General features: G+C 34.3%; 18 protein-coding genes. 15 read left to right on the top strand and 3 right to left on the bottom strand.

What is annotated here, in order from left to right; translation table 11 throughout:
- The 6 genes from TEPIDINF_RS07085 to TEPIDINF_RS07060 all read left to right on the top strand — a co-directional run.
- Nucleotides 1-1052 (top strand): sensor histidine kinase (locus TEPIDINF_RS07085; RefSeq protein ID WP_421691626.1); only part of this gene is annotated, 1052 nt, incomplete at its 5' end.
- A complete protein-coding gene (locus TEPIDINF_RS07080; protein ID WP_421691625.1) occupies nucleotides 1045-2658 on the top strand; it encodes a response regulator transcription factor in 1614 nt (537 codons plus the stop codon). The genes TEPIDINF_RS07085 and TEPIDINF_RS07080, both read left to right, overlap by 8 nt.
- Entirely contained in the window at nucleotides 2655-3731 is a 1077-nt protein-coding gene (locus tag TEPIDINF_RS07075; RefSeq protein WP_421691624.1) for a sugar ABC transporter substrate-binding protein, read from the top strand. Before TEPIDINF_RS07080 ends, TEPIDINF_RS07075 begins: the two co-directional genes overlap by 4 nt.
- A gap of 203 nt (nucleotides 3732-3934) precedes the next feature.
- Complete coding sequence (locus tag TEPIDINF_RS07070; RefSeq protein ID WP_421691623.1) at nucleotides 3935-4990, top strand: substrate-binding domain-containing protein; 1056 nt, start codon at nucleotides 3935-3937, stop codon at nucleotides 4988-4990.
- Nucleotides 4991-5064: 74 nt separating this feature from the next.
- Nucleotides 5065-6591, top strand: a complete 1527-nt coding sequence (locus TEPIDINF_RS07065; protein WP_068725140.1) for a xylose ABC transporter ATP-binding protein — start codon at nucleotides 5065-5067, stop codon at nucleotides 6589-6591.
- A gap of 28 nt (nucleotides 6592-6619) precedes the next feature.
- Nucleotides 6620-7822, top strand: a complete 1203-nt coding sequence (locus TEPIDINF_RS07060) for a sugar ABC transporter permease (protein WP_421691622.1) — start codon at nucleotides 6620-6622, stop codon at nucleotides 7820-7822.
- A 46-nt stretch (nucleotides 7823-7868) separates the two neighbouring features.
- On the opposite strand, the gene TEPIDINF_RS07055 is transcribed toward TEPIDINF_RS07060, so the two are convergent.
- A complete protein-coding gene (locus TEPIDINF_RS07055) occupies nucleotides 7869-10142 on the bottom strand; it encodes a YcdB/YcdC domain-containing protein (RefSeq protein WP_421691621.1) in 2274 nt (757 codons plus the stop codon).
- 161 nt (nucleotides 10143-10303) lie between these two features.
- On the opposite strand from TEPIDINF_RS07055, the gene TEPIDINF_RS07050 reads away from it, so the two are divergent.
- The 7 genes from TEPIDINF_RS07050 to TEPIDINF_RS07020 all read left to right on the top strand — a co-directional run bounded on the left by TEPIDINF_RS07050 (nucleotide 10304) and on the right by TEPIDINF_RS07020 (nucleotide 18179).
- On the top strand, nucleotides 10304-11479 hold the full coding sequence (locus tag TEPIDINF_RS07050) for a hypothetical protein (RefSeq protein WP_421691620.1): 1176 nt from the start codon (nucleotides 10304-10306) through the stop codon (nucleotides 11477-11479).
- 198 nt (nucleotides 11480-11677) lie between these two features.
- Nucleotides 11678-12286 carry a histidine phosphatase family protein gene (locus TEPIDINF_RS07045; RefSeq protein ID WP_084818799.1) on the top strand — a complete coding sequence of 203 codons (609 nt, stop codon included), beginning with the start codon at nucleotides 11678-11680 and terminating at the stop codon, nucleotides 12284-12286.
- A 33-nt stretch (nucleotides 12287-12319) separates the two neighbouring features.
- Entirely contained in the window at nucleotides 12320-14320 is a 2001-nt protein-coding gene (locus TEPIDINF_RS07040) for a sensor domain-containing diguanylate cyclase (RefSeq protein WP_421691619.1), read from the top strand.
- Between the two features lie 102 nt (nucleotides 14321-14422).
- Nucleotides 14423-15424, top strand: a complete 1002-nt coding sequence (locus tag TEPIDINF_RS07035) for an MBL fold metallo-hydrolase (protein WP_421691618.1) — start codon at nucleotides 14423-14425, stop codon at nucleotides 15422-15424.
- Between the two features lie 35 nt (nucleotides 15425-15459).
- Nucleotides 15460-16116 carry a phosphatase PAP2 family protein gene (locus TEPIDINF_RS07030; protein WP_255421836.1) on the top strand — a complete coding sequence of 219 codons (657 nt, stop codon included), beginning with the start codon at nucleotides 15460-15462 and terminating at the stop codon, nucleotides 16114-16116.
- 105 nt (nucleotides 16117-16221) lie between these two features.
- Nucleotides 16222-17169 carry an aldo/keto reductase family protein gene (locus TEPIDINF_RS07025; RefSeq protein WP_069799186.1) on the top strand — a complete coding sequence of 316 codons (948 nt, stop codon included), beginning with the start codon at nucleotides 16222-16224 and terminating at the stop codon, nucleotides 17167-17169.
- Between the two features lie 95 nt (nucleotides 17170-17264).
- Entirely contained in the window at nucleotides 17265-18179 is a 915-nt protein-coding gene (locus TEPIDINF_RS07020) for a ketopantoate reductase family protein (protein ID WP_069799185.1), read from the top strand.
- A 166-nt stretch (nucleotides 18180-18345) separates the two neighbouring features.
- On the opposite strand, the gene metC is transcribed toward TEPIDINF_RS07020, so the two are convergent.
- A complete protein-coding gene (gene metC / locus TEPIDINF_RS07015) occupies nucleotides 18346-19518 on the bottom strand; it encodes a cystathionine beta-lyase (RefSeq protein ID WP_421691617.1) in 1173 nt (390 codons plus the stop codon).
- A gap of 196 nt (nucleotides 19519-19714) precedes the next feature.
- Between metC and TEPIDINF_RS07010 the strand changes: the two genes are divergently transcribed.
- Together TEPIDINF_RS07010 and TEPIDINF_RS07005 are read left to right on the top strand one after the other, a co-directional pair.
- On the top strand, nucleotides 19715-20839 hold the full coding sequence (locus tag TEPIDINF_RS07010) for a PRK06851 family protein (protein ID WP_068725124.1): 1125 nt from the start codon (nucleotides 19715-19717) through the stop codon (nucleotides 20837-20839).
- Between the two features lie 184 nt (nucleotides 20840-21023).
- Nucleotides 21024-21989: a stalk domain-containing protein gene (locus tag TEPIDINF_RS07005; protein WP_068725122.1), complete on the top strand. Its 966-nt coding sequence runs from the start codon at nucleotides 21024-21026 to the stop codon at nucleotides 21987-21989.
- Between the two features lie 70 nt (nucleotides 21990-22059).
- Here the strand turns inward: TEPIDINF_RS07005 and TEPIDINF_RS07000 are convergent, their stop codons facing one another.
- A complete protein-coding gene (locus tag TEPIDINF_RS07000) occupies nucleotides 22060-22266 on the bottom strand; it encodes an alpha/beta-type small acid-soluble spore protein (RefSeq protein ID WP_068725120.1) in 207 nt (68 codons plus the stop codon).
- Nucleotides 22267-22357 lie beyond the last annotated feature (91 nt).

The raw sequence follows: 22357 nt of genomic DNA, 5'->3' as shown, positions 1-22357 counted from the left end.
ATATTAAATTTTATATTAATAATCTTTTAAATATGAAATTGCAAAACGGATCAGCAAAATATCAACTGCTAACCAAAAATATGTCTTTTATTAGTTATCTTAATTTATTGTTGATTATATCCTCGCTAATTATCAATATTTTTCTTGCTATTTTCTTTACTTATCGTTTAACAAAACCAATCATTGAGTTGTCTCATTCAGCGGAAAGAATATCAAAGGGCGACTTTGATATTGAACCAGTGAAGATAGAAACAAATGATGAGATCAATCTATTAGTGAAAGCGTTTAATAAAATGGTCGTCAATATCAAAAGTTATATTGATGACATAAAAGGACAGGCTGAAATTGAAAATAGACTGAAAGAGCAGGAAATGCAAAATCTGAAGATGAAAAGTCTGTTAAAAGATGCTGAGCTTAAATCACTTCAATCACAAATAAACCCACATTTTCTGTTTAATACATTAAATACCGCAGCACAGTTAGCTATGTTAGAAGGAGCAGATAAATCATCACAATTTATCGACAATATGTCCGAATTATTCAGATACAAATTGAGAAAGCTTGATCAACCTGTAACCTTAAGAGATGAATTAGCTAATGTTAAGAACTATATGTACATTCTAAAAACCAGATTTGGCGATCGAATATCTTTTAATATTGATATTGATGAAACGATACTTGAAGCAAAGATCCCTTGTACGATTATTCAACCAATTGTTGAAAACGCTTTTATACATGGGCTAGAAGATATTGAAAGAAATGGTGAGATTTATCTTAGCATTAAGGCTAAGGGGAATAAAATATATATTGAAGTTCGAGATAATGGAAAGGGTATGAATAAAAAAGAAATAAAAGCAATTGTCTCAGATCGTAGCAACTCTTCTAAGGGACATGTTACAGGTATCGGGTTACAAAACGTAATAGACAGATTACGTTTGTTCTTTAATATTTACGATATAGAGGAAGTTATTAAAATAGAGAGTGTAATTGATATGGGAACGAGTGTTATACTTATGATCCCAAATAATAAGGACGTGGTTTATCATGATTAAACTGTTAATCGTCGATGATGAGCAAATTGTTCTTGATTCAATAAAGTATATTGTAGATAAATTTATTGATCAGGCAACTATAGTAGGTACTGCCAGATCGGGGAGAGAAGCAATTGAAAAGGCTGTAGACCTAAAGCCGGATGCCATTTTCATAGATATTCGCATGCCAGGAATCAATGGGATCGAAGCGATTAGACAGATCAAGGCGGAAAATAATCATGTTGTATTTGTCATTATTACAGCCCATGAGTATTTTGATTATGCAATTGATGCAATTAATTTGGGTGTTATTGACTATTTACTTAAGCCATTAAACAAGCAAAAAGTGATTGATGTAATCAAAAAAATAATAGAAAAAGTTTCTTTAAGGAAAGAAGAATTAAAACAAGGAATTTTATTAAAGGAAAAAATGAATAAAGTAGTTCCATTTATGGAAGGCCAGTTTGTTTATTCCCTACTTATAAATGGTAGATTGGCAGAAGATATATCCTTTTATGAGGAAATGCTCGGCACAAAATTAGACTATGGTTATATTATAGTAGCAATAATTAATGGTACGGATAGCTTATCAAAAGAGGAAAATATGAAGTCTCATTTTTTAAAACAGAAATTTTATGACAATTTTAGTATGGAACTTAAAAGAGAATGTTTTTGTTTAGTTGGTCCACCACAATTAGATAGAATTGTTGCATATATCCCTATACAGGATGATTTAAATAATGATAATCATAAAAATAATTCGATTAACATTGCTAAGAAAGTAACTGAAAAAATAGATAAAATAATGAAAATCAATTATAGAATAGGAGTGGGTAATTGTTATCATTCCAATCATTTTTCAAAGTCTTATAACGAAGCGATCATGGCAGCAACCGTTTCTGATGAAGAGACAATAACACACTATAAAGATGTTGTGATGTCTATAGACAAAATGGATGATTATTCAACTAATAAGATAGAACAGATTCTTATTGATAGTATATTATCTGGAAATACAACAGGCACTTTAGAGGCCTTTGATGAAATTTATTGGTGGTACTCTACTCATTATAAGAATGATATTGACAAAATAAAATCAAAGTTAATCGAACTGTTAATTGTATTACGAAGGACTATTCCCTACAAAATAGAAGAAAACAATACATCCCTTCAAAATTTTTTAATCAATCTTTTAAAAATTGACAATCATCAAGAGCTTAGAATCAACTATATGAACTACTTAAAAAAATTTATAATAATTTTAGAAGAGTCTAGAGCAAATGAATTAAATGGCTTAATATTGGAAGCGATTCAGTTTATTCATCATCATTATGAAAATAATATCACCTTAGATGATGTTGCGAAAGAGATCAATATGAGTTATCACTATTTCAGCAAATTTTTTAAAGAATCGACTGGAAAGAATTTTGTTGATTATCTTACTGACTTAAGGATCGAAAAATCAAAGGAATTGCTAAAGACGACCTCAATTAGTATTAAGGAAATAGGTTACAAGGTTGGCTACAGCGATCCGAATTACTTTAGCAAAATATTTAAGAAAAGTACAGGACTAACACCGACAGAATATAGAGAAAATAAAGGTTCGGGTGAGGTGATATCTTGGTGAAAAAGACGAGTTTTCTCAATATAATAACCATATCGCTTCTCATGATATTATTAGTACTTATTTATCTGACAGTCTTAACTTTAATCTCCAGATCTTCTGATCAAAGTACAAATCAGGGCAATGATAATGAGGTTGAGGATAAAATTAAAATTGGCTTCTCTTTAGGCACTTTAAAAGAAGAGCGTTGGATTAGAGATAGAGATATTTTAATGGCGAAGGTTAAAGAACTGGGTCAAGAGATTATCGTTCAAAACGCTAATAATGATGACCAAGATCAGTTGGAACAAGTCAAATATCTTCTAGATCAAGGGATTGATGTGCTAGTCATTGTACCAAATGATCTAAAGAAGGCCGCAAACGCAGTTGAACTAGCAAAAAAAGCAGGAGTAAAAGTGATTTCTTATGACAGGTTAGTATTGAATTCAGATATTGATGTCTATTTATCTTTTAATAATGTAAAAGTTGGAGAACTAATGGCAGAATATGTTTTAAACAAAATACAAACTGGTAATATTTTGATTATCAATGGTGCTAAGAGTGACCATAACACAAAGATGATTAAAGAAGGTTATGATAAAATATTAAATCCTCTAGTAAAAAATAAAAGAATACAAATCATTAATGAAGAATGGGCACCTAATTGGATGAAAGAATATGCGTTTAAAGTCGTTGATAACGATTTTCAAAAGGGGAGAAGAATAGATGCGATTATCGCAGGGAATGACGGACTTGCTGAGGGTGCCATTGAGGCATTATCTGAATATAGAATGGCTGGTAAAATCATTGTGGTGGGGCAGGATGCAGACCTTGCAGCCAGTCAAAGAATAGTAGAAGGCACTCAATATATGACAGTCTACAAACCAATAGAAAAGCTTGCTGATATAGCAGCAAGTTTGGCAATTAAATTGGCAAAAGGAGAAAATTTAGAAATAGAAGAGACGATATTTAATGGTAAATATGATGTTCCCTATTACTCACTGGAGCCTATTGCTGTCACGAAGGATAATATTGATGAGACCATTATCAAAGATGGCTTCCATTTACGAAATGCGGTATATAGGAATCTTGAATAAAAGAACGGATAAACAGGCTAACATTTTAGGTCTGTTTTTTTTTGTCATAAAAAAATACATTTCTTTTTTGTTACAAAATCATCTCAGCAAAATATTATAGCATTTGCTTAAAAAAGACTAAGGTAAAAAATGAGATAAAAGGATATGATTTAACCAGTTGAGAAACCGCTTACATATCTCAAATATGATGAGGAGGCGTCAAGATGAAAAAAAGTAAAATTTTATTATTCTTGCTGGCTGTTATTATGATTGTAACATTATTTACGGGTTGTGGCAGTAAAGAAACTACAACGACCAATGGTACTGGGGAAAAGGTCAGTGATACCGGTAAAACCATCAAAGTTGGGATATCTTTACCTACACAAAGAGAGGAAAGATGGGTAAGAGATAAAGAAAAAATGGAGGAGGTTGCTAAAGAAGCAGGTATAGAATTAATCGTTAAAGTGGCTGATGCAAATATGCAAGAACAAATTTCACAAGTTGAATCCTTGTTAACTCAAGGTATTGATGTGTTAATTTTAGCTCCACATGATGCTTCAGCAGCTGCAACATTAGTAGAAAAGGCAACAAATGAAGGAGTTCCGGTAATCTCATATGACCGTTTAATTACGAATACAGAGAAACTAGGCTATTATTTATCATTTGATAATGTAAAGGTTGGAGAGTTACAAGGTAAATATATAACAGAAAAAGTACCGGAAGGTAAATATATCATCATGTCAGGTGCTCCAACAGATAACAATGCAAAGCTATTTAAAGAAGGAGCAATGAAATACATTCAACCACTGATTGATGCTAGCAAGATTCAAGTTATTGCTGAACAAGCAGTAGAAAACTGGGTACCTGAAAATGCTTTAAAGATAGTTGAAGCTGCATTAGCTGCAAATAACAATCAAGTTGATGCCATTCTTGCACCAAATGATGGGACTGCAGGTGCTGCGATCCAGGCATTAGCCGCCCAAGGGCTCGCTGGTAGTGTTCCAATTACAGGGCAAGATGCAGAGAAAGCAGCCGCAAAAAGAATCATGGAGGGTACTCAGTCCATGACGATCTTCAAAGATACAAGAGAACTAGGTAAAAAAGCTATTGAAATGGCCATCCAACTAGCTAACGGTCAAAAAGTTGAAACGAATGGCGAAGTAGACAATGGTAAGATCAATGTCCCATCTGTACTACTTGAACCACAAGTCGTAACTAAGGACAATTTAGTTAAGGTGTTAGTTGAAAGTGGATATATTAGTGAAAATGATTTGAAATAGTTTATGTATGTTTGTGGATTGGGGAATAGCTGACAGGTTATTCCTCTATCTTTTAGAAAGGATGAAAGATTCAAATGAACGACTATGTGTTAGACATGATTAATATCGTAAAAGAATTTCCTGGAGTACGAGCCCTTGACAATGTGGATTTTAAAGTAAAAAAAGGGGAAATCCATGCATTGGTTGGGGAAAATGGAGCTGGAAAATCAACGTTGATGAAGGTTTTAAGCGGTGTTTATCCTTATGGAAGCTATAAAGGAAAAATATTATTGAACGGCAAGGAACAAAAATTCCAAACTATTAAGGATAGCGAAGCGGCTGGTATTGGTATCATTTATCAGGAATTAGCATTAATAAAGGAAATGTCAATCGCTGAGAATATATATCTAGGAAATGAATTTGCAAAACATGGTGTAATCAATTGGAATAAGGCGATGTTTAAAACTAAAGAGTTATTAAAAGAAATCGGACTATCTGAAAACCCAGATACAAAAGTGATCAATTTAGGAATCGGGAAACAACAGTTGGTAGAAATAGCTAAAGCATTATCTAAACATGTAAATATACTGATCTTCGATGAACCTACCGCAGCGCTTAATGAAGATGATTCAGAAAATCTATTAAATATTATAAGAAAATTAAAAGAACAAGGGATTAGCTGCATTTATATTTCCCATAAACTAAAAGAAGTTAAAGAGATTGCTGATACCATTACCATTTTGAGAGATGGAAAAACCATTGGAACTTATCCTAATCAGGATAGCTTCACAATAGATAAAATGATAACTGGAATGGTTGGCAGGGAGCTTACCCAACTTTTTCCAAGAAAAGAACACATTCCTGGTGAAGTAGTCTTGGAGGTTAAAGATTGGACGGTTTATAATCCAGAACTTCCAGATAAAAAAACCATTGATCGTATCAGTTTTACAGCAAGAAAAGGAGAAATTCTTGGTATTGCTGGATTAATGGGAGCAGGTAGAACGGAGTTAATGATGAGTTTATTTGGAGCTTATGGAGTTAATAAATCTGGAGAGATCTATATTGATGGTAAAAAAGAAACGATTAAAGATCCTAGAGAATCAATTGTAAAAGGATTATGTTACCTTTCAGAGGATCGAAAAAAAACAGGATTAGTTTTAATGATGGATATAAAAGAAAATATTACCCTAGCCAGTCTAAATAAAATTTCTAATATTCGAGGAATTAATGAGAATGAAGAAATTAGAATATCAAATCATTATGTAGAGCTTCTAAAAATTAAAACTCCTTCTATTGAACAAAAAACTCAGAATTTAAGCGGTGGAAACCAGCAAAAGGTAGTGATCTCTAAATGGCTTATGGCTACCCCAAAAATTTTAATACTGGATGAGCCAACCAGAGGAATAGATGTGGGAGCAAAATATGAAATCTACAATATTATGAATGATCTAGTTGATCAAGGGGTAAGCATTATCATGATTTCTTCCGAGTTACCTGAAATATTAGGGATAAGTGATCGAATTCTTGTTATGCATGAAGGAAAATTAACGGCTGAATTGGACTGGAAGGAAGCAAGCCAGGAGAAAATTATGCATTATGCAACTGGTGGTATAAATGAATAAACTGCTGGGATTTAAAGGAGGCTTTAGAATGACAACAAAATCTGGAAGTCAAACCTCATTAGAAATCATCAAGTTTTCAATGAGAAACAATATAAGACAATATACGATGTTTATTGCTTTAATCGGTATCATGTTCATTTTTTCTATGATAAATGATGTATTTTTCACCCCAAGAAACTTATCTACTCTATTTATGCAAACAGCTCATATTGCAATTCTTGCAAGTGGCACAGTATTAGTGATTGTTGCCGGTCACATTGATCTATCCATTGGTGCAGTTGTTGGCCTTACAGGAGCGATTGCAGCTATTCTTCAAGCAAATTATGGACTAGGTGTTGTACCCGCAATTGTAGTTACATTAGCTATAGGTGCACTTATAGGATTATGGCAAGGATATTGGGTAGCTTATAGAGATGTGCCTGCTTTTATCGTCACTTTGGCTGGAATGATGATTTTTAATGGATTATTATTGGGGGTTACAAAAGGAGAAACCATTGCAACAAGCAACACCTTTAACAAAATCGGCCAAGATTATATTCCAACACTTTTTGTAGAAAATTCACCAAAAGATTTGCTTCCACATGATACAACAATTATATTTTTGGTTTTAATCGTTATAGGTTATTTGTGGTATGAAATAAAGAGAAGAAAAGAACGAATCAATTATGGGTTTGAAATTTTACCTTTAAAATTGTTTCTTCTTAAGATTGGTTTAATTACATCATTAATAACGGTTATCTTTTTAATTATGGCACTTTATTTAGGAATTCCTTATTCAATTTTGATTTTAATGGTGATTGGTAGTATCTATACGTTCATCACAACAAAAACAACCTTCGGTAGACACGTATATGCAATAGGTGGTAATAAAGAAGCAGCCAAATTATCAGGGATTAATATTAGACAACGAACATTATGGATATTTATTTCTTCAGGTATTCTTGGTGCCATTGGTGGTATTATATATACGGCTAGAGTTGGATCAGCAGCTGCATCGGCAGGGCAAGGGATGGAACTTGATGTTATTGCAGCAGCAATTATTGGTGGTACAAGTACATTAGGGGGACAAGGTACAATCATCGGTGCAATCATTGGTGCTTTAGTCATGTCTACCTTGAATAACGGTATGCTGTTACTAGATGTAGGTACAACAGAAAGGCTCATTGTCAGAGGATTGGTTTTATTATTAGCCGTATGGATTGATATATCATCCCGTAAAAGAAATGCCTAGCAAAAAAGCTTAGCAGAGATTTTTTCTCCGCTAAGCTTTTCTCATTTTAATAATAATATTGTGGGTTTTCTCGATAGTTGTTTCTAACTTCAAGGAAACGATAGAAAGCTTTTGCTGCAACAGCACGAGTAACTTTCTCGTTCGGTTTGAAGTTGGTACCATCTCCATTCATAATCTGAAGAGCAGACACAATCGCAACATGGCCAGGGTATTTTAATTGATCCTGATCTTTAAATTTGATTGCGAACAATCCTTTTGTTTGCGCTAACTTGTCATATCCTAATGCTTTTACGACAAATTGAGCCAATTCTTCGCGAGTTATTCCTTCATCTGGCTTAAATTCTTTGTTCTTATCTATGGTAATGAGGTTACGTCTTACCGCATCTTCAATAAAAGCATAGTAAGCAGATTCTTTACCTACATCTTTAAAGCTTTGTTGGCCTCTCGTGTCAATATATGGATAATAGTTGCCACCACTTTGTGCCATGATAAACATTTTAATCAATTCACCACGGGTGATGTTGGCATCAGGAAGGACTTTACCGTCTTTTACATCCAATGCTTTGTAATTCACCATCACTTGAAGCTCTTTTTCTGCCCAGTGGCCTTTAATATCTACAGGTTGCACTTTATCTTGGATAATTGAGCCATCTTCTCTACTTCTCCATTCACCTGTTGTGGCATCAAGGAAAGTAGGGGCATAATTGTATTTATACATATTTGTATCCTTTGGCCGGTAAACAAGGTAAGCCTTTCTCGTTTGTTCTTGTGAGGTGGGCTTTCCATAGATTGTATAGGAAGGATATGGAGCAAAATAGACAAGCTCTAAATCTACCTTACTTAACATGATTTCTTTAGCTTTTTCCATATCTATGGTTTTGGGTAATTCTTTTGGATAATTCACAACTCCCCAATAGGAATCATAGTTCGTTACTTTTCCAGTTTTTAAATTTACATTCACATTGATGTTTTCTCGATCAGTCGGAATACCATGAACAAGACGTCTAAAGTTAAAGTATGCACGACCTTCTTGTGACATTAGTTCTGTATTTTCTACATCTTGTAGATAAACCTCATGGGCTTTAGAAGGTGAGAAGGTTTTAACAGCATCAATTGCTACTTGTTTAGCTTGTTCATAAGTGAGTTTATTCTTATCTGTATCTTTTGTCGCAATATAATCATCCATATAGAAGCTGAGAAGTTCGCCTGTTATCGCATCGATCGCCATACTGGAATAAGACCGTTTATCTTCATTTGCGAAGGAAATATTCCATGCAGCATGACCACTTGGATAGTAGTTAGAATTATAATAGAGGCTTTGAAGTTTTAGATCGTCTACTGAGAATTTCTTGATTAAATCTTCAGCGATTTTTGTAATTTGTTCTTCTGTCAATTCCTTACCTTCTTTAGGTGCAGAAGCTAATGGTTGATCTACGATGGGCTTAAATGTTGATGCATCCACTGCTTTAGGCTGGCCTGGTAAATAGAAGGTTTCACCTGTTTTTGCATTGATGTATTGAGGTTCTAAGGATGTATAAGCTAAGTAAGCTGTACCATTCCCTTCATATTGTCGATATGGAAGAATAAAAGAAAGATTAATGTTAAATTGTTCTGCAAATTTAGCTTTTGCTTCTTCAGCTGTAAGATATTGATCAGCATCCTCAAATTCAATGTCTCCAGTAAAGTTATAATTGAAATTGGTGACTTCCCCATCCCCATTGACTTGTACATAAATGCTTTGGTCACTAAATGGAATCCCATTTACCATTCGACGATAGGGGAAAGAGTAATAAACAGGTCCATTTAATGGGGGTTGGTAATTGGCGAGAAAATTAGGATCGACTTCAACCTGATTTAAGAGATCTGGATAGATTTTTTTAACATATTCATCCGCAATTTTCTTTGCTTCTTCTAGGCTTACTTTCGCAGGGTACATTGAAGGAGATTCTTTGTACTGATAACTATCTAGTGATAATAGTATACCTTCGTTTGCATCAATTGTTACGGATATGTGTGCCTTTGTCTGGTTATTCTCTTCTAGTCTCCAATATAGGCTCCATGCTGCTCTATTGGGATAACCCCAATTGGAAGAAAAATTAACACTGTTAAGCTTGTAATCATCTGGGATCGTTACATACTTTTTAGCAAGCTCAATCGCTTCGTCTTTTTGAATTTTCGCTGAAGTGACAGCAATTTTTTCTGCTTGAGTCATTGTAGATGGGATAACTTCTTCTGCGGCAAAAGTTAAAGCTGGGAAGGAAGTAAAGACTAACGCACTTGCTAGTGAAACAGATAGAATTGCTTTTGTTCCTTTTTTCATTCCATAACTCCTCTCCTTGTATTTTTTCCCTTCACCCTAATAGACGATTTACATTTGGAAAAGGTTTCAAAAAAATAAAAATTTTTTACCTAAAGCATAAAATGATGATATACTTTCTTGTATGGTAAAATATAGATATTATTTTCATAGGGGGTGTTCTTTTGAAATCTAAAATTTGGTTAATTGGACTTATCATTTTGCTGATCATGATCATAGTAAGTGTCACATATCTAACAAAACAAGAACCTGTACCCCCTGAGGAAACAGATTGGAATCAACCAGATGAAAGAAACCCGACATCAGAAATTGATTCTTTATATGAGCAGGGTAAGGTTCCAAAGTTAGAGAAACTTATGGTGAATAACATATTTATCCAAACCGTTTATTTCAATCGGATCCCCTATTTTTTGGGGTTTAGTTCTGACGGTCATTATGCAGCTTTCATTCATTATAATGACACAGATGAGGTTGGATATCTTGTACAAATATATGATACTTGGTTAGGAGATTTGACGTATTCATTTTTTATTCCAGACCAAGAAAAAATAGTTGAATCAGAGGAGATTAAATTGGCTCAAGAGGTATTAGATCATGGATTTAATATCCAAGTCTTTCCACGTAAATTAAATTGGAAAAATGGAATGAAATACAAGAACGGTCAAGAAACTTGGGTTTTTCAGGAATTAAGCAAACAAGAAAAATCTAAGATAAAGCTATCAAATAATCGATCGCAAGAAGAATGGTTGTTTCCTGGATTAGCTGATGAAGGAGAAAAATATATTGATCTATTTTCTTTTCCTGGCAAAACAAACTGGCTAGCGTTTGTGCAAACGGGATTTGATTCAGAAGAAACTAATAGAGCAAATCAGTTTAAACCGATCTTTATCCAGTTAGAAAAGTTAACAGTTAAAAATAGTGAAAAAGGAAAGGACAAAGAAGCAGATAACTGGTTATATGGGAATTTTAAATTTATTTATGATCAAGGAGTAACAGGAGTTAGAAAAGGGTATATCGCTATTTCAACAGATAATAGTAGCTTAAAAAAAGAAATAGGTCAGAAAAAAAACATAACAGAACAATGGGTTTATTTAGACCCAAAAGGAACTATGATTTGGTATGGGAGTCCACAGGGGATTTTTAATCGGGATACAAAACCCATACATCCGCAAAAAGGGTATTATTATTACCAAGTCAATATTACAATGAATGGTAAAAAAGATACATTACAATATTTTGTTGTTGATCAATATGAGAGTTCAACAAACAAATTAATAAGAACAATAGAGTTTCAATGGGATGACAAAGTAGGAGAAATGAGACCAATTCAACCAATATAGGTCTTTTTAACTAGCGATTGTCAGTTTATGTTTGTGACTTCCCCTGGTTTTTCGTAGAAATCAGGGGACTTTTGTATGAAAAAGTCGCAATTTGTCGATAGGAAAATAGTCTTATTTTTATATAGAAACTGGTGTAATTGTTATATATAATGTTAATAGGTTTTTGAACCTATTATTTTTTTTGGAGTGGAGCATAAAATGATGAAGACAACAATTTTTTTAATCAGACATGGTGAAACAGAATGGAATAAAGAAAAACGATTTCAAGGTCAAAAGGATATTCCTTTAAATAGATTTGGTCAATCTCAGGCTGAAAAAGTTGCGCAACGATTTTACAAGGAAAACTATAAAGTTGATGCAGTCTATTCTAGTGATTTAAAACGGGCAAAGGAGACAGCAAAGGCAATTGCTTATCACTATGGGAAAGATGTTCAAGTACATATTGGTTTAAGAGAAAGGTCCTATGGGCTTTTAGAGGGAAACAAAATTGAAGATATCACTGCAAAATATGGAATTCATTTAGGAAATCTTGAAGAAGCAGGGGCTTTTGATGTTGAACCCTTTCATTTATTGAAGAATAGGGTCTATAGTGCGGTAAGAGAAATTGTAAAGTGGCACGCTGGTGAAAATGTGGTCATTGTTAGTCATGGAGGAGCCATCAATTCTTTATTGCATGAAATTAGTCAAGGTGAGTATGGACCAGGGAAAACAAGAATTGTGAATACTAGCATCACTACAATCACGTATGATCATCTATTAGATTTTTTTCATATAGAAGACGTCAATAACGCATCACATGTAGAGTAAAAGAGGAATCAAAGGGAGAGGAAGGGAAGTAAAATGGCATCTTGCTGTGGCCAAAATTTTGAAGATTTTAAAGAAAGTAATCGTCGAGAAGACTTGATTAACATGGCAAATCAATATGCAGCAGAACAACAACTAGATGCTACCCGTATTCCTCTAGGGATCAGATTAAACCTTACAAATGATTATCATTTAGCACAAGTCTTCCAACTTTTTGTTAAACATATTCAAGACAAAGAATATGTTTGGAAGCATGGTATTTTAGCCTTGGCAAATCATCAAGGTCAAGTGCTCGAGTTAACCTATGAAAAAGACCTACCCTTATTCCTTCAAAAAAAGGATCATGAGTATTTTGATTGCAGGATAGAAGCAATTGGTGCAAATGCATTTGGTTTAACAGCAAAAACTAGTAAAGCTGAATTTGTAAATGGGAAGGAACATTTTCTTCAATGTTTGCATGATGCTCAAACGACCTCTGTCCCTATTTTTGATTCTAATCAACAGTTTATTGGTATTCTAGGATTTATCTCTAAGATGAATGATAAATGGCAAACGATCGGTTGCTTACAGGGCTTGTTGGTCGCTTTTGAACTGGCACTAACCGAACATGAGAAAATCGAAACGTTGGAAAGAGAAGCAAAAAAACGAGAAGCCCTATTGGAAATGACACAAACCTTGTATTCCACAATGGATGTAAATGAAGTTTTATCAGTGGCAATTCATCATTTTCAAAGATTTTATCCTAATGTACAATTAGAACTGTGGTTAACACAGGAATTATTGATCCCTAATCTTCCAATTAAACAAATGACTTTTATCCCTAATAGTGAAGATATTAATGGGCAAGCCTTTTTGGAAGGAAAATTAATTCGCAGAACAAAAAGAGAAAACCGGCAACAGGGAGAAATCGCTGCACCATTAAAAGGAAAACAAGGGATTTATGGTGTAATTCATATTGCTTGTCAACACTCGAATGTATTTACGGATGAAGAGATTAGTTTTATTTCTAGTGTAGCAGATATTATTGGGACAGCTTTTGAAAAAGCAAGATTATATCAACAATCGAATAATCTAGTCAAAGAGTTACAAGTGATTAACGACCTGACAAAACGCTTAAATCAAAGTTTAACAAAGGATTCTATCCTGCAATTTGTTCTTACTGAACTTGGACAATTATTTGATGCAGAACATGTTTGTGTTCTTGAAGTGAATGACAGAAAAGATATTTTGAAAGTGATTGCCTCTAATTCTGATGAAAACGTAGGCACGATTGTTTCCTTAGACAACGGATATATGGGACTTGTGTATAGAAATAAAGAACCGATTATTATTTCAGACACAGAGACAGATTTAACCATAAAAGATACTTATGCAAAACAATTAGGCTGCCGTTCGTTAATGTCGGTACCTATTCTTTCAAATGATGAGATTATAGGAATCCTTTCTATATCAAATCAAAATCCATTGCATTTTTCCTATGACAATTTTAAAATGCTTCAAGTTTTTGCCCAACATTTAGGTCTAGCACTAACAAATGCCATTCTGCATGAACGTTTGCAACAGTTGGCAATCACTGACTATTTGACCGGTTTATATAACCGTTCTTATTTAGATGAGAAGATTCAACATTCGATGAAAGAAGATGAACAAGGGTCGATCCTTTTACTAGATATTGATGATTTCAAAAAGATTAATGATACCTATGGTCATCATATAGGAGATCAGATCCTAGTACAAGTCGCGATGATTCTCATTTCTAGTATTCGAGATACAGATATTGCGGTCAGATGGGGAGGGGAAGAGATTGCTCTTTATCTGCCAAATGTGGATCCAAACATTGCAAAAAAAGTAGCCTATCGTATTTTAAATCGAATTAGCGAAGAAACAAATCCTAAGGTAACAGTTTCTTGTGGCCTTGCCTCATGGAAAAAAGAAGATCAAGAGATCAATCGATTATCTCTGTTTCGGATGGCTGACAAAATGTTATATGAGGCTAAAAATAGTGGAAAAAATCAAGTTAGAGTCTTTCAAAAGTAATCATATTTCCCCCTTTATGATTGAAGAGAATCTCTAAAAACTGTACAATGAATTTAAGGAATTTTCTGATATTAAAAAACTTGACTTAAAGGGGATATCATCGTGAATCGGTTACAGACAACATTAGAAAACCAAGATATAAAGTTGATTTCGTTAAACATTCCAACCCCTTTTCCAGTAGGTGATGTTCATGCCTATCTTCTGTTAGGTGACAAAATCACATTAATCGATGCAGGAATAAAAACAGAACAAGCCTGGAAATCATTGATATATCAAATAAATGAAAATGGTATCCGTCTTAAAGATATTGATCAAGTCTTACTTACACATCATCATGTTGATCATATTGGTCTTTTGGACATATTAAGACAACACCATTCTAAATTAAAAGTTTATGCTCATCAATGGACCATTCCATGGATTGAAAAAGAACCAATTTTTAATCAACAACTTACTCTCTTTTATGAGAAACTCTATCTTGAAAATGGATTATCAAAGGACCAGGTGCAAAGAATCAAATCATTTAATCAATATTTGAATCAATTTATGGATCCTGTTAGCGATATTGAGTTGATTGAAGATGGTTCATCATTACCTCATCTTCCAAATTGGAAAATACTACATACTCCTGGTCATTCTCAAGGGCATATCGTATTATATCATGAGAAAAAAGGAATCCTTATTGCTGGAGACTTTATTTTGGAGAATACAAGTTCAGGGATTTTTGTAGAACCCATTTTAATAAACAATCTTTTTTCTAGAGCGAAAAGTGGAATAGATTATCTACATTCGCTTGAAAAAATAAAAGGATTAAAGATTGAAAAGGTTTATTCTGGACATGGTAAAGTGATCGTTAATCTAGATGAAATGATTGATCGGCAATTCTCTCGTTTTAAGCAACGTTCAGAGCAATTAAAAGAGATTCTTGAACAGGGTTCTTTTACTGTATATGATTTGATGAGAAAAGTATATCCAAACCGGTACGAGAAACACCTGAACTTATTTTTTTCTGAAATATTAAGTTTTCTTGATTATTTAGAGTACAATGGTGAGATTTCTAGCTTCAGACAAGATCATTTAATCAAATACCAATTAAAAACGTAAAAAAACCACAAAAGTGACGTCTTGGAGGAGATTAATTGAATATACACCATAAAAATAAACAAAAAACAGGAAGAAAAATAGGGTTTCTCCTACTTCTTAGTTTTGGTTTAATTGCTGCCTTTGTTAGTTTTAATAAAATTCAATGGTTTGACTTACCGATCATCATATGGGTTCAATCATTGGAAAATTCTTATTTAACAGAGGTTATGAAGTTTTTTACATGGATAGGTTCTACTAAAATTGTCATAGCCATTATCATCATAACCTCCATCATATTGTATGTTTTACTAAAACATCGTATCGAGTTAGTCTTTTTTGTGATTGTGATAATTGGATCAACAGCTTTAAATAATTTGTTAAAGGTTATTTTCCATAGAGAACGTCCAACGATTCATCGCATCATTGAAGAAACTGGATATAGTTTTCCAAGTGGACACTCTATGGCAGCTTTTACGTTGTATGCAATGATATCCTTTCTACTATGGAAACATCTTCGCTCCCGATTTGGTAGAGGATTGATGATTCTCTTTGCAACAGTTATGATTCTTTTAATTGGAATCAGTCGAATCTATTTAGGGGTGCATTTTCCAAGTGATGTGTTAGGTGGATATTTGGCAAGTGGTGTTTGGTTTACGTTAAGTGTGATGATCTATCAATGGTATCTTGAAAGACGGGCAAAAAGGAATAAATAGGCCTTCTTACACTGGGAAAATAGTGTAAATATTAAAAATATGTTAAAATTAAAAATGTACTTTCATTTTCAATAGGTAAAAGGATTTAAAAGGGGGTTAATGAACATGCAATATCGTCATTTAGGAACAACTGGAGTAAAAGTGAGTGAAATCTCATTGGGTAGTTGGCTAACTTATGGTGGTTATGTAGAAGATCAAAATGCAATTAACACGATACATAAAGCCTATGAATTAGGGATTAACTTCTTTGATACCGCCAATGTATATCGTCGTGGAGAAGCAGAAAAAGTAGTAGGAAAAGCCTTGAAAGACTTTCCACGTGAATCCTATGTTCTTGCAACTAAAGTCTTCTGGCCAATGGGAGATGGCGTCAACGACCGCGGATTATCTCGAAAACATGTGATTGAGCAATGTAATGCGAGCTTAAAGCGTTTAGGTTTAGATTATGTAGATCTATACTATGCTCATCGTTATGATCCAGAAACACCATTAGAAGAGACTTTGCGAGCTTTTGATGACCTTATTAACCAAGGTAAGGTTTTATATGTTGGGGTAAGTGAATGGACACCAGCCCAGATTGCTGAAGCTATCCATATTGCAGATAAAAAATTATTAGACCGAATTGTGGTCAACCAGCCCGTATATAACATGTTAAACCGCTATATTGAAAAAGAGATCATTCCATTGTCTGAAGCACATGGAATTGGTCAGGTTGTTTTTTCCCCACTTGCTCAAGGGGTATTAACAGGTAAATATAAAAAAGGAGCACCTGCACCAGCAGGAAGCCGCGGTGCCGATCCAGAAGCAAGTCAAATGATTGCACGGTATATGAAGGATGAATTCTTTGAGCGTATTGATCAATTAGAAGGTGTAGCTAAAGAGCTTGGCTTGACATTAGCACAATTGGCGATCGCTTGGATATTACGTCAAAAGAACGTATCCAGTGCGCTCATTGGTGCCAGCCGACCAGCACAAGTAGAAGAAAACGTTAAAGCAGTAGGTGTAACTTTATCTAAGGATGTTTTAGATCGTATTGAAGAGATTTTAGCTTAATAAAGGGTTAGCTTAGTGAAAAACCAGAGGAGTACATGAAAAAAATGTACTCCTTTTTAAGTCAAGTACAATGGGTAAGAGGAGGAGGATGTAAAATGAAGTTTGCTGTGATGGGTGCAGGAGGAGTAGGTGCCTATTTTGGGGGATTATTGGCACAAAAAGGTCACGAAGTCACCTTAATTGCTAGAGGAGAACATTTGAAAGCACTTCAGGAGAATGGCCTAACAGTACATAGTGTTCACGGAGATTTTCAGCTACCATTAAAAGCAGTTGCTGATCCACAAGATGCTGGATTGGTTGACGTCGTTTTATTTACTATAAAAGGCTTCGATATCAAAAAAACGACCGAGCAGATCCTACCTATTTTAAAAGAGGATTCAATGGTTTTAAACCTACAAAATGGTGTAGGTAATGAGGAAATCATGGCTGAAGTTGTAGGAAAAGAGAGAGTATTGGGCGGTCTTACATACATAGAAACAACGATAGAAGCACCTGGTATCATTGCTCAAAAAAGTGCAAAACGAGATATCATCTTTGGAGAAATGGATGGACAAATTACAGAGAGAGCTAAGCAATTACTATCTGTTTTTCAAGAAGCAGGTATACCAACGGTTCTTTCTGGCAACATTCAAAAGGATATTTGGAAAAAGTTTATGTTTATTAGCTCTTTTAGCGCAATTACTACGATTACTGAATTACCGGCAGGGGATGTTTGGGCTTGCGAAAAAACAGACCAACTTTTCCGGAAACTTCTTAAAGAGGTAAAGCATGTTGCCAGAGCGAATGGCATTGAATTATCAGATGAAGATGTAGAAGTAGCTTATCAAATTGGACACAATTTTGCTCCGACAACTAAATCCTCAATGCTCGTTGACTTTGAACGGAGAAAGCCAATAGAGGTGGATAGCTTAAGTGGTGCTGTTGTTAAATATGGAAAAAAAGCAAATGTTGAGACACCATATCATGAAATGGTGTATGGTGTTCTAACATTAAAGGCCTCGAAGTTTTAATAACACCCACAAAAATGTCGACTTCCTTCGAAGTTTACTCCGATTACTTTTGCGGGATCCTATCAAAAATAAACACCTTATACTGCACAAAAGTATAAGGTGTTTTTAAAATTTGCTTAGAAGATTAAAATGTAATTGCTGCAACAAACAAACGAGCTTTGTTTTGTTATAGGTTATATTTTACATTTAGTTTTGAAAAAGCCTGTTCGAAATCAGCTAACAGATCCCTTGGATCTTCTAACCCAACAGATAAACGAAGCAACCCATCTGTAATTCCTCGTTTTTCCCGTTCTTCCTTCGGCATGGCTGCATGGGACATTTTTGCAGGGTAGGATAGGATCGATTCAACTGCTCCAAGGCTTACAGCAAAGACAGGAATTTTTACTTCTTTAACAAATGTTCTCACGGCTTGTTCATCTTTTAACCGAAAAGAAAGCACTGCCCCTGCTCCTTTGGCCTGAGATTGTTGAACCTCAAAACCTTTGTGTTCTCGTAACCCTGGATAATAGACTTGTTCTACTTGAGGAATTTGCTGCAAGTACTTTGCGATTTCCATTGCAGACTCTTGTGATTGCTTTAAACGAACATGTAATGTTTTAATTCCTCTTAAAATAAGCCAAGTATCTTGTGGGCCTAATACAGAACCAAAAGTATTTTGAAGGAAATAAAGTTTTTGTCCTAACTCTTCATCCTTAACCACAGCTAAACCAGCAATCACATCACTATGGCCAGCAATGAATTTGGTTGCACTATGTAAAACAAGATCTACGCCTAATTCTAAAGGTTGCTGTAATGCAGGGGTTAAAAAAGTGTTGTCAATAAAGGTTAAACATCCGTGTGTTTTAGCTAAATCAACAATTGCTCGAATATCAGTGATTTTAAGGGTAGGATTGGATGGTGTTTCAATGTAGATCACTTTTGTATTCGGACGAATGCTTTTTTTTAACTGATCTAAATCTGTCATATCGACAAAGGTATATTCAATACCGAAACGAGAAAGAACTTGGGTAACAAGACGATAGGTACCACCATAAACATCTTCAGTGACTAATACATGATCTCCTTTAGAGAAAAGCATAAAAGCTGTTGAAATAGCGGCCATTCCAGATGCAAAGGCAAAACCCCTTACTCCATGCTCAAGTTCAGCAATGGTTTGCTCTAGGGCATCTCTTGTTGGATTTCCAGACCGACTGTAGTCATATTGGCCAAACTGATCGAAATTAAATTGATGAAAGGTAGATGCATGCTGAATAGGAACGCTAACTGCTCCTGAAGAAGGATCTATCGAGTGTTTATTGTGAACTAATAGCGTCTGAAAACTTAATTCATTCTGATTCAATTGGAAAACCTCCCATTATTAAAATCATTTCATATAAATGTACATGATGAAAATAAGTTTTTCAACCGCAAAAAGTAAAAATTCTTATTTTGAATAATAATAATTCTTAATTAGAGGAACATTTTGCATTATACCGCATAGACTAAATTAGGCGAATGGCCTAAACTAAAGATATGTAGAATTAGGAGGAAGACATATGAGTACAATTAAAAACTACTATGCAGGCGGAAATACGAGTGTTGGTTTTTATTCCTTATATGATGAGGCTTTAAAGGGATTAGACCGTTTATATATATTTAAAGGTGGCCCTGGGACAGGGAAATCATCATTTATGAGAACGATTGGCATGACGATGGCAGATAAAGGATACAACATTCAATTTCTTCATTGTTCGTCAGACAATAACTCTTTAGATGGAGTGATTATTCCTGAATTGAAATTAGGTTTTGTAGATGGAACGGCTCCTCATATCGTAGATCCAAAATTTCCAGGGGTTATCGATGAGATTATTAACCTCGGTGAATTTTGGGATGATAAAAAGCTTAAAGAGAATGGCAAGGAAATCATCAAACTAACACAAGACATCTCGGCTAATTTTAAACGAGCCTATGAACAATTTGCAGAAGCAAAATCGATTCATGACGAATGGGAAGATATTTACTTGGCAGAAATGAATTTTGATAAGGCAAATGAAGTAACAGAAACGTTAATTGAAAAAATTTTTACTAGGGAAATCACAAAGGAAGAAAATCCAACGACAAAACGCATTTTCTTTGGTGCTGCTACTCCACAAGGAGCGGTAAATTTTATCGATAATATTACCGAGGATAAAGAAAAGAGATATATTGTAAAAGGGCGTCCTGGTAGTGGTAAATCAACGATGATGAAAAAGATCGGAAAACGCGCTGAAGAATTAGGCTTGTCTGTAGAGTATTTTCCATGTGGATTTGATCCTAATAGTTTAGATATGGTGATCATTCCAACGTTGAGTGTCGCTGTTCTTGATGGAACTGCTCCCCATGTCATTGATGCAACAAGAGATAATGATGAAATTGTTGATATGTTTGCATTATGTATTAACCCGAATGTAGAAGTGGAAAAGGAAAAAGAATTACACAATATTGAATCAAGATATAAAATTAAAATGACCATTGGAACCAATTATATTAAAGAGGCAAAACGACTTCATGATTTATTAGAAAGATATTATGTAGCGGCAATGGACTTTGAACGGATTAATGCCAAAAGAGAAGAAATTCTTGATGAAGTTTTGCAATATGCTGAGGAGAAAGCACAATATAAAAGCGAAGTAATTTTTTAAATAACGAAAAGAATCCTTTTTGAGAATAATCTTAAAGAGGGTTCTTTTTTTTGGTATAACACTATCTATATATTTTATAAAAACATCAATTTGCTAAAATTAACTATGATTTTTGAAGCAAATTCATGTTACAATGGAAAAAATAGATTTTTTTAATCATTTTCAGTGGCGAAAGGAGAATTTAATGAAGAAGCAAATCAGTCTGATTGTCCTATTTTTGATCATATCCCTCTTTGTAGGGGTTCAGGCAGATGCATCCTCTATTCAGTTAAAGATTAACGGAAAGCTTATCGATCAACCAGATGCTAGATTGATTGATAAGAGGACGTATGTGCCTGTACGTAAGATATCTGAATTTTTAGGAGCCGAATTAAATTGGGATAGTGACTTACAACAAGTTACTTTTACTCAAGAGAACCATATGATTCAATTTAAGATTGGAGAAAGATTTGCAACGCGTGATCAACAAAAGATTTTAATGGACGCACCTGCTATCATTCTTAATAATGCGACCTATGTACCCATTCGTTTTGTTTCTGAAGCATTGTTTTATAATGTTGACTGGGATAATACGACCAAAACGGTTTATATTAGTGAAAAAATTACATACAATGTTCAAGAAGGTGATACATTAGCAAGTATCGGACAAGTGTTTGGAATTCCAGTTAAAGACTTAAAAGCTTGGAATCAAATCGCTGATGAAAACAATCTAACAGTTGGTTCCAAAATTTATCTAGAATCTGTTGAGGTTACTACGGTTGATCAATTAAAGGCAAAAGCAGTGATCTCATTTCAAGATGAGGAATTAGAATGGTTAGCAAAAATTATCTATTTAGAAGCTGGTAATGAACCATATGAAGGCCAAGTTGCTGTTGGGGCAGTGATTATCAATCGAGTATTAGAGGATACCTTTGCTAATTCGATCTATGATGTTATTTTTGCAAAGGGTCAATTTACACCTGTAAGAACAGGGGAGATTTATAAGGTAATCCCTAGCGATAGTGCATATAAAGCTGCAAGAGAAGCGTTAGAAGGAGTAGATCCTGTGGAAGGAGCTTTATATTTTTACAATCCCAAGGTTACAAAGAGTTCTTTCTTTACGCAAAAGAAAGTGATCAAAACCATAGGTAACCATCGTTTTGTTCGATAACTCACCCACAAAAGTGATAAAGGGCACCCAATTCAAGGTGCCCCATATGGAAGGCTGTCTGTTTTGAGCACTATCGATTAGCCATTTGCTCTTCGGCAATAGTAATCATCTTTTTAACCATATTCCCGCCTATTTTGCCAACTTCTCTTGTTGTCATTTCTCCAAAGCCACGATCTCTGATGTCATCATCTAGACCTAAGTCCTTAGCGACTTCATATTTTAAATGATCCATCGCTTGTTCAGCCTTCGGATTGATTAAGCGGTTTCTTCTGCTCAAAATATCACCCCCAATATTATTTTTGGTTTAGTTTAACGAATCATACCTGTTAAAGAATGTATATCTGATTAATAGCAAAAGTTATATTTGA

It is taken from the genome of Tepidibacillus infernus (genome assembly GCF_048898065.1).
Classification (GTDB): domain Bacteria; phylum Bacillota; class Bacilli; order Tepidibacillales; family Tepidibacillaceae; genus Tepidibacillus_B; species Tepidibacillus_B infernus.
The sequence above is the reverse complement of the archived record's forward strand: the minus strand, read 5'-3'. Positions and strand labels throughout refer to the sequence as shown.

Bases quoted from the DNA above. Each gene is read 5' to 3' on its own strand.
- TEPIDINF_RS07025 (WP_069799186.1), top strand. From the start codon at position 16,222: ATGCAATATCGTCATTTAGGAACAACTGGAGTAAAAGTGAGTGAAATC.
- TEPIDINF_RS07010 (WP_068725124.1), top strand. From the start codon at position 19,715: ATGAGTACAATTAAAAACTACTATGCAGGCGGAAATACGAGTGTTGGT.
- TEPIDINF_RS07070 (WP_421691623.1), top strand. From the start codon at position 3,935: ATGAAAAAAAGTAAAATTTTATTATTCTTGCTGGCTGTTATTATGATT.
- TEPIDINF_RS07005 (WP_068725122.1), top strand. From the start codon at position 21,024: ATGAAGAAGCAAATCAGTCTGATTGTCCTATTTTTGATCATATCCCTC.
- TEPIDINF_RS07020 (WP_069799185.1), top strand. From the start codon at position 17,265: ATGAAGTTTGCTGTGATGGGTGCAGGAGGAGTAGGTGCCTATTTTGGG.
- TEPIDINF_RS07040 (WP_421691619.1), top strand. From the start codon at position 12,320: ATGGCATCTTGCTGTGGCCAAAATTTTGAAGATTTTAAAGAAAGTAAT.
- TEPIDINF_RS07060 (WP_421691622.1), top strand. From the start codon at position 6,620: ATGACAACAAAATCTGGAAGTCAAACCTCATTAGAAATCATCAAGTTT.
- TEPIDINF_RS07065 (WP_068725140.1), top strand. From the start codon at position 5,065: ATGAACGACTATGTGTTAGACATGATTAATATCGTAAAAGAATTTCCT.
- TEPIDINF_RS07080 (WP_421691625.1), top strand. From the start codon at position 1,045: ATGATTAAACTGTTAATCGTCGATGATGAGCAAATTGTTCTTGATTCA.
- TEPIDINF_RS07045 (WP_084818799.1), top strand. From the start codon at position 11,678: ATGATGAAGACAACAATTTTTTTAATCAGACATGGTGAAACAGAATGG.
- TEPIDINF_RS07055 (WP_421691621.1), bottom strand. From the start codon at position 10,142: ATGAAAAAAGGAACAAAAGCAATTCTATCTGTTTCACTAGCAAGTGCG.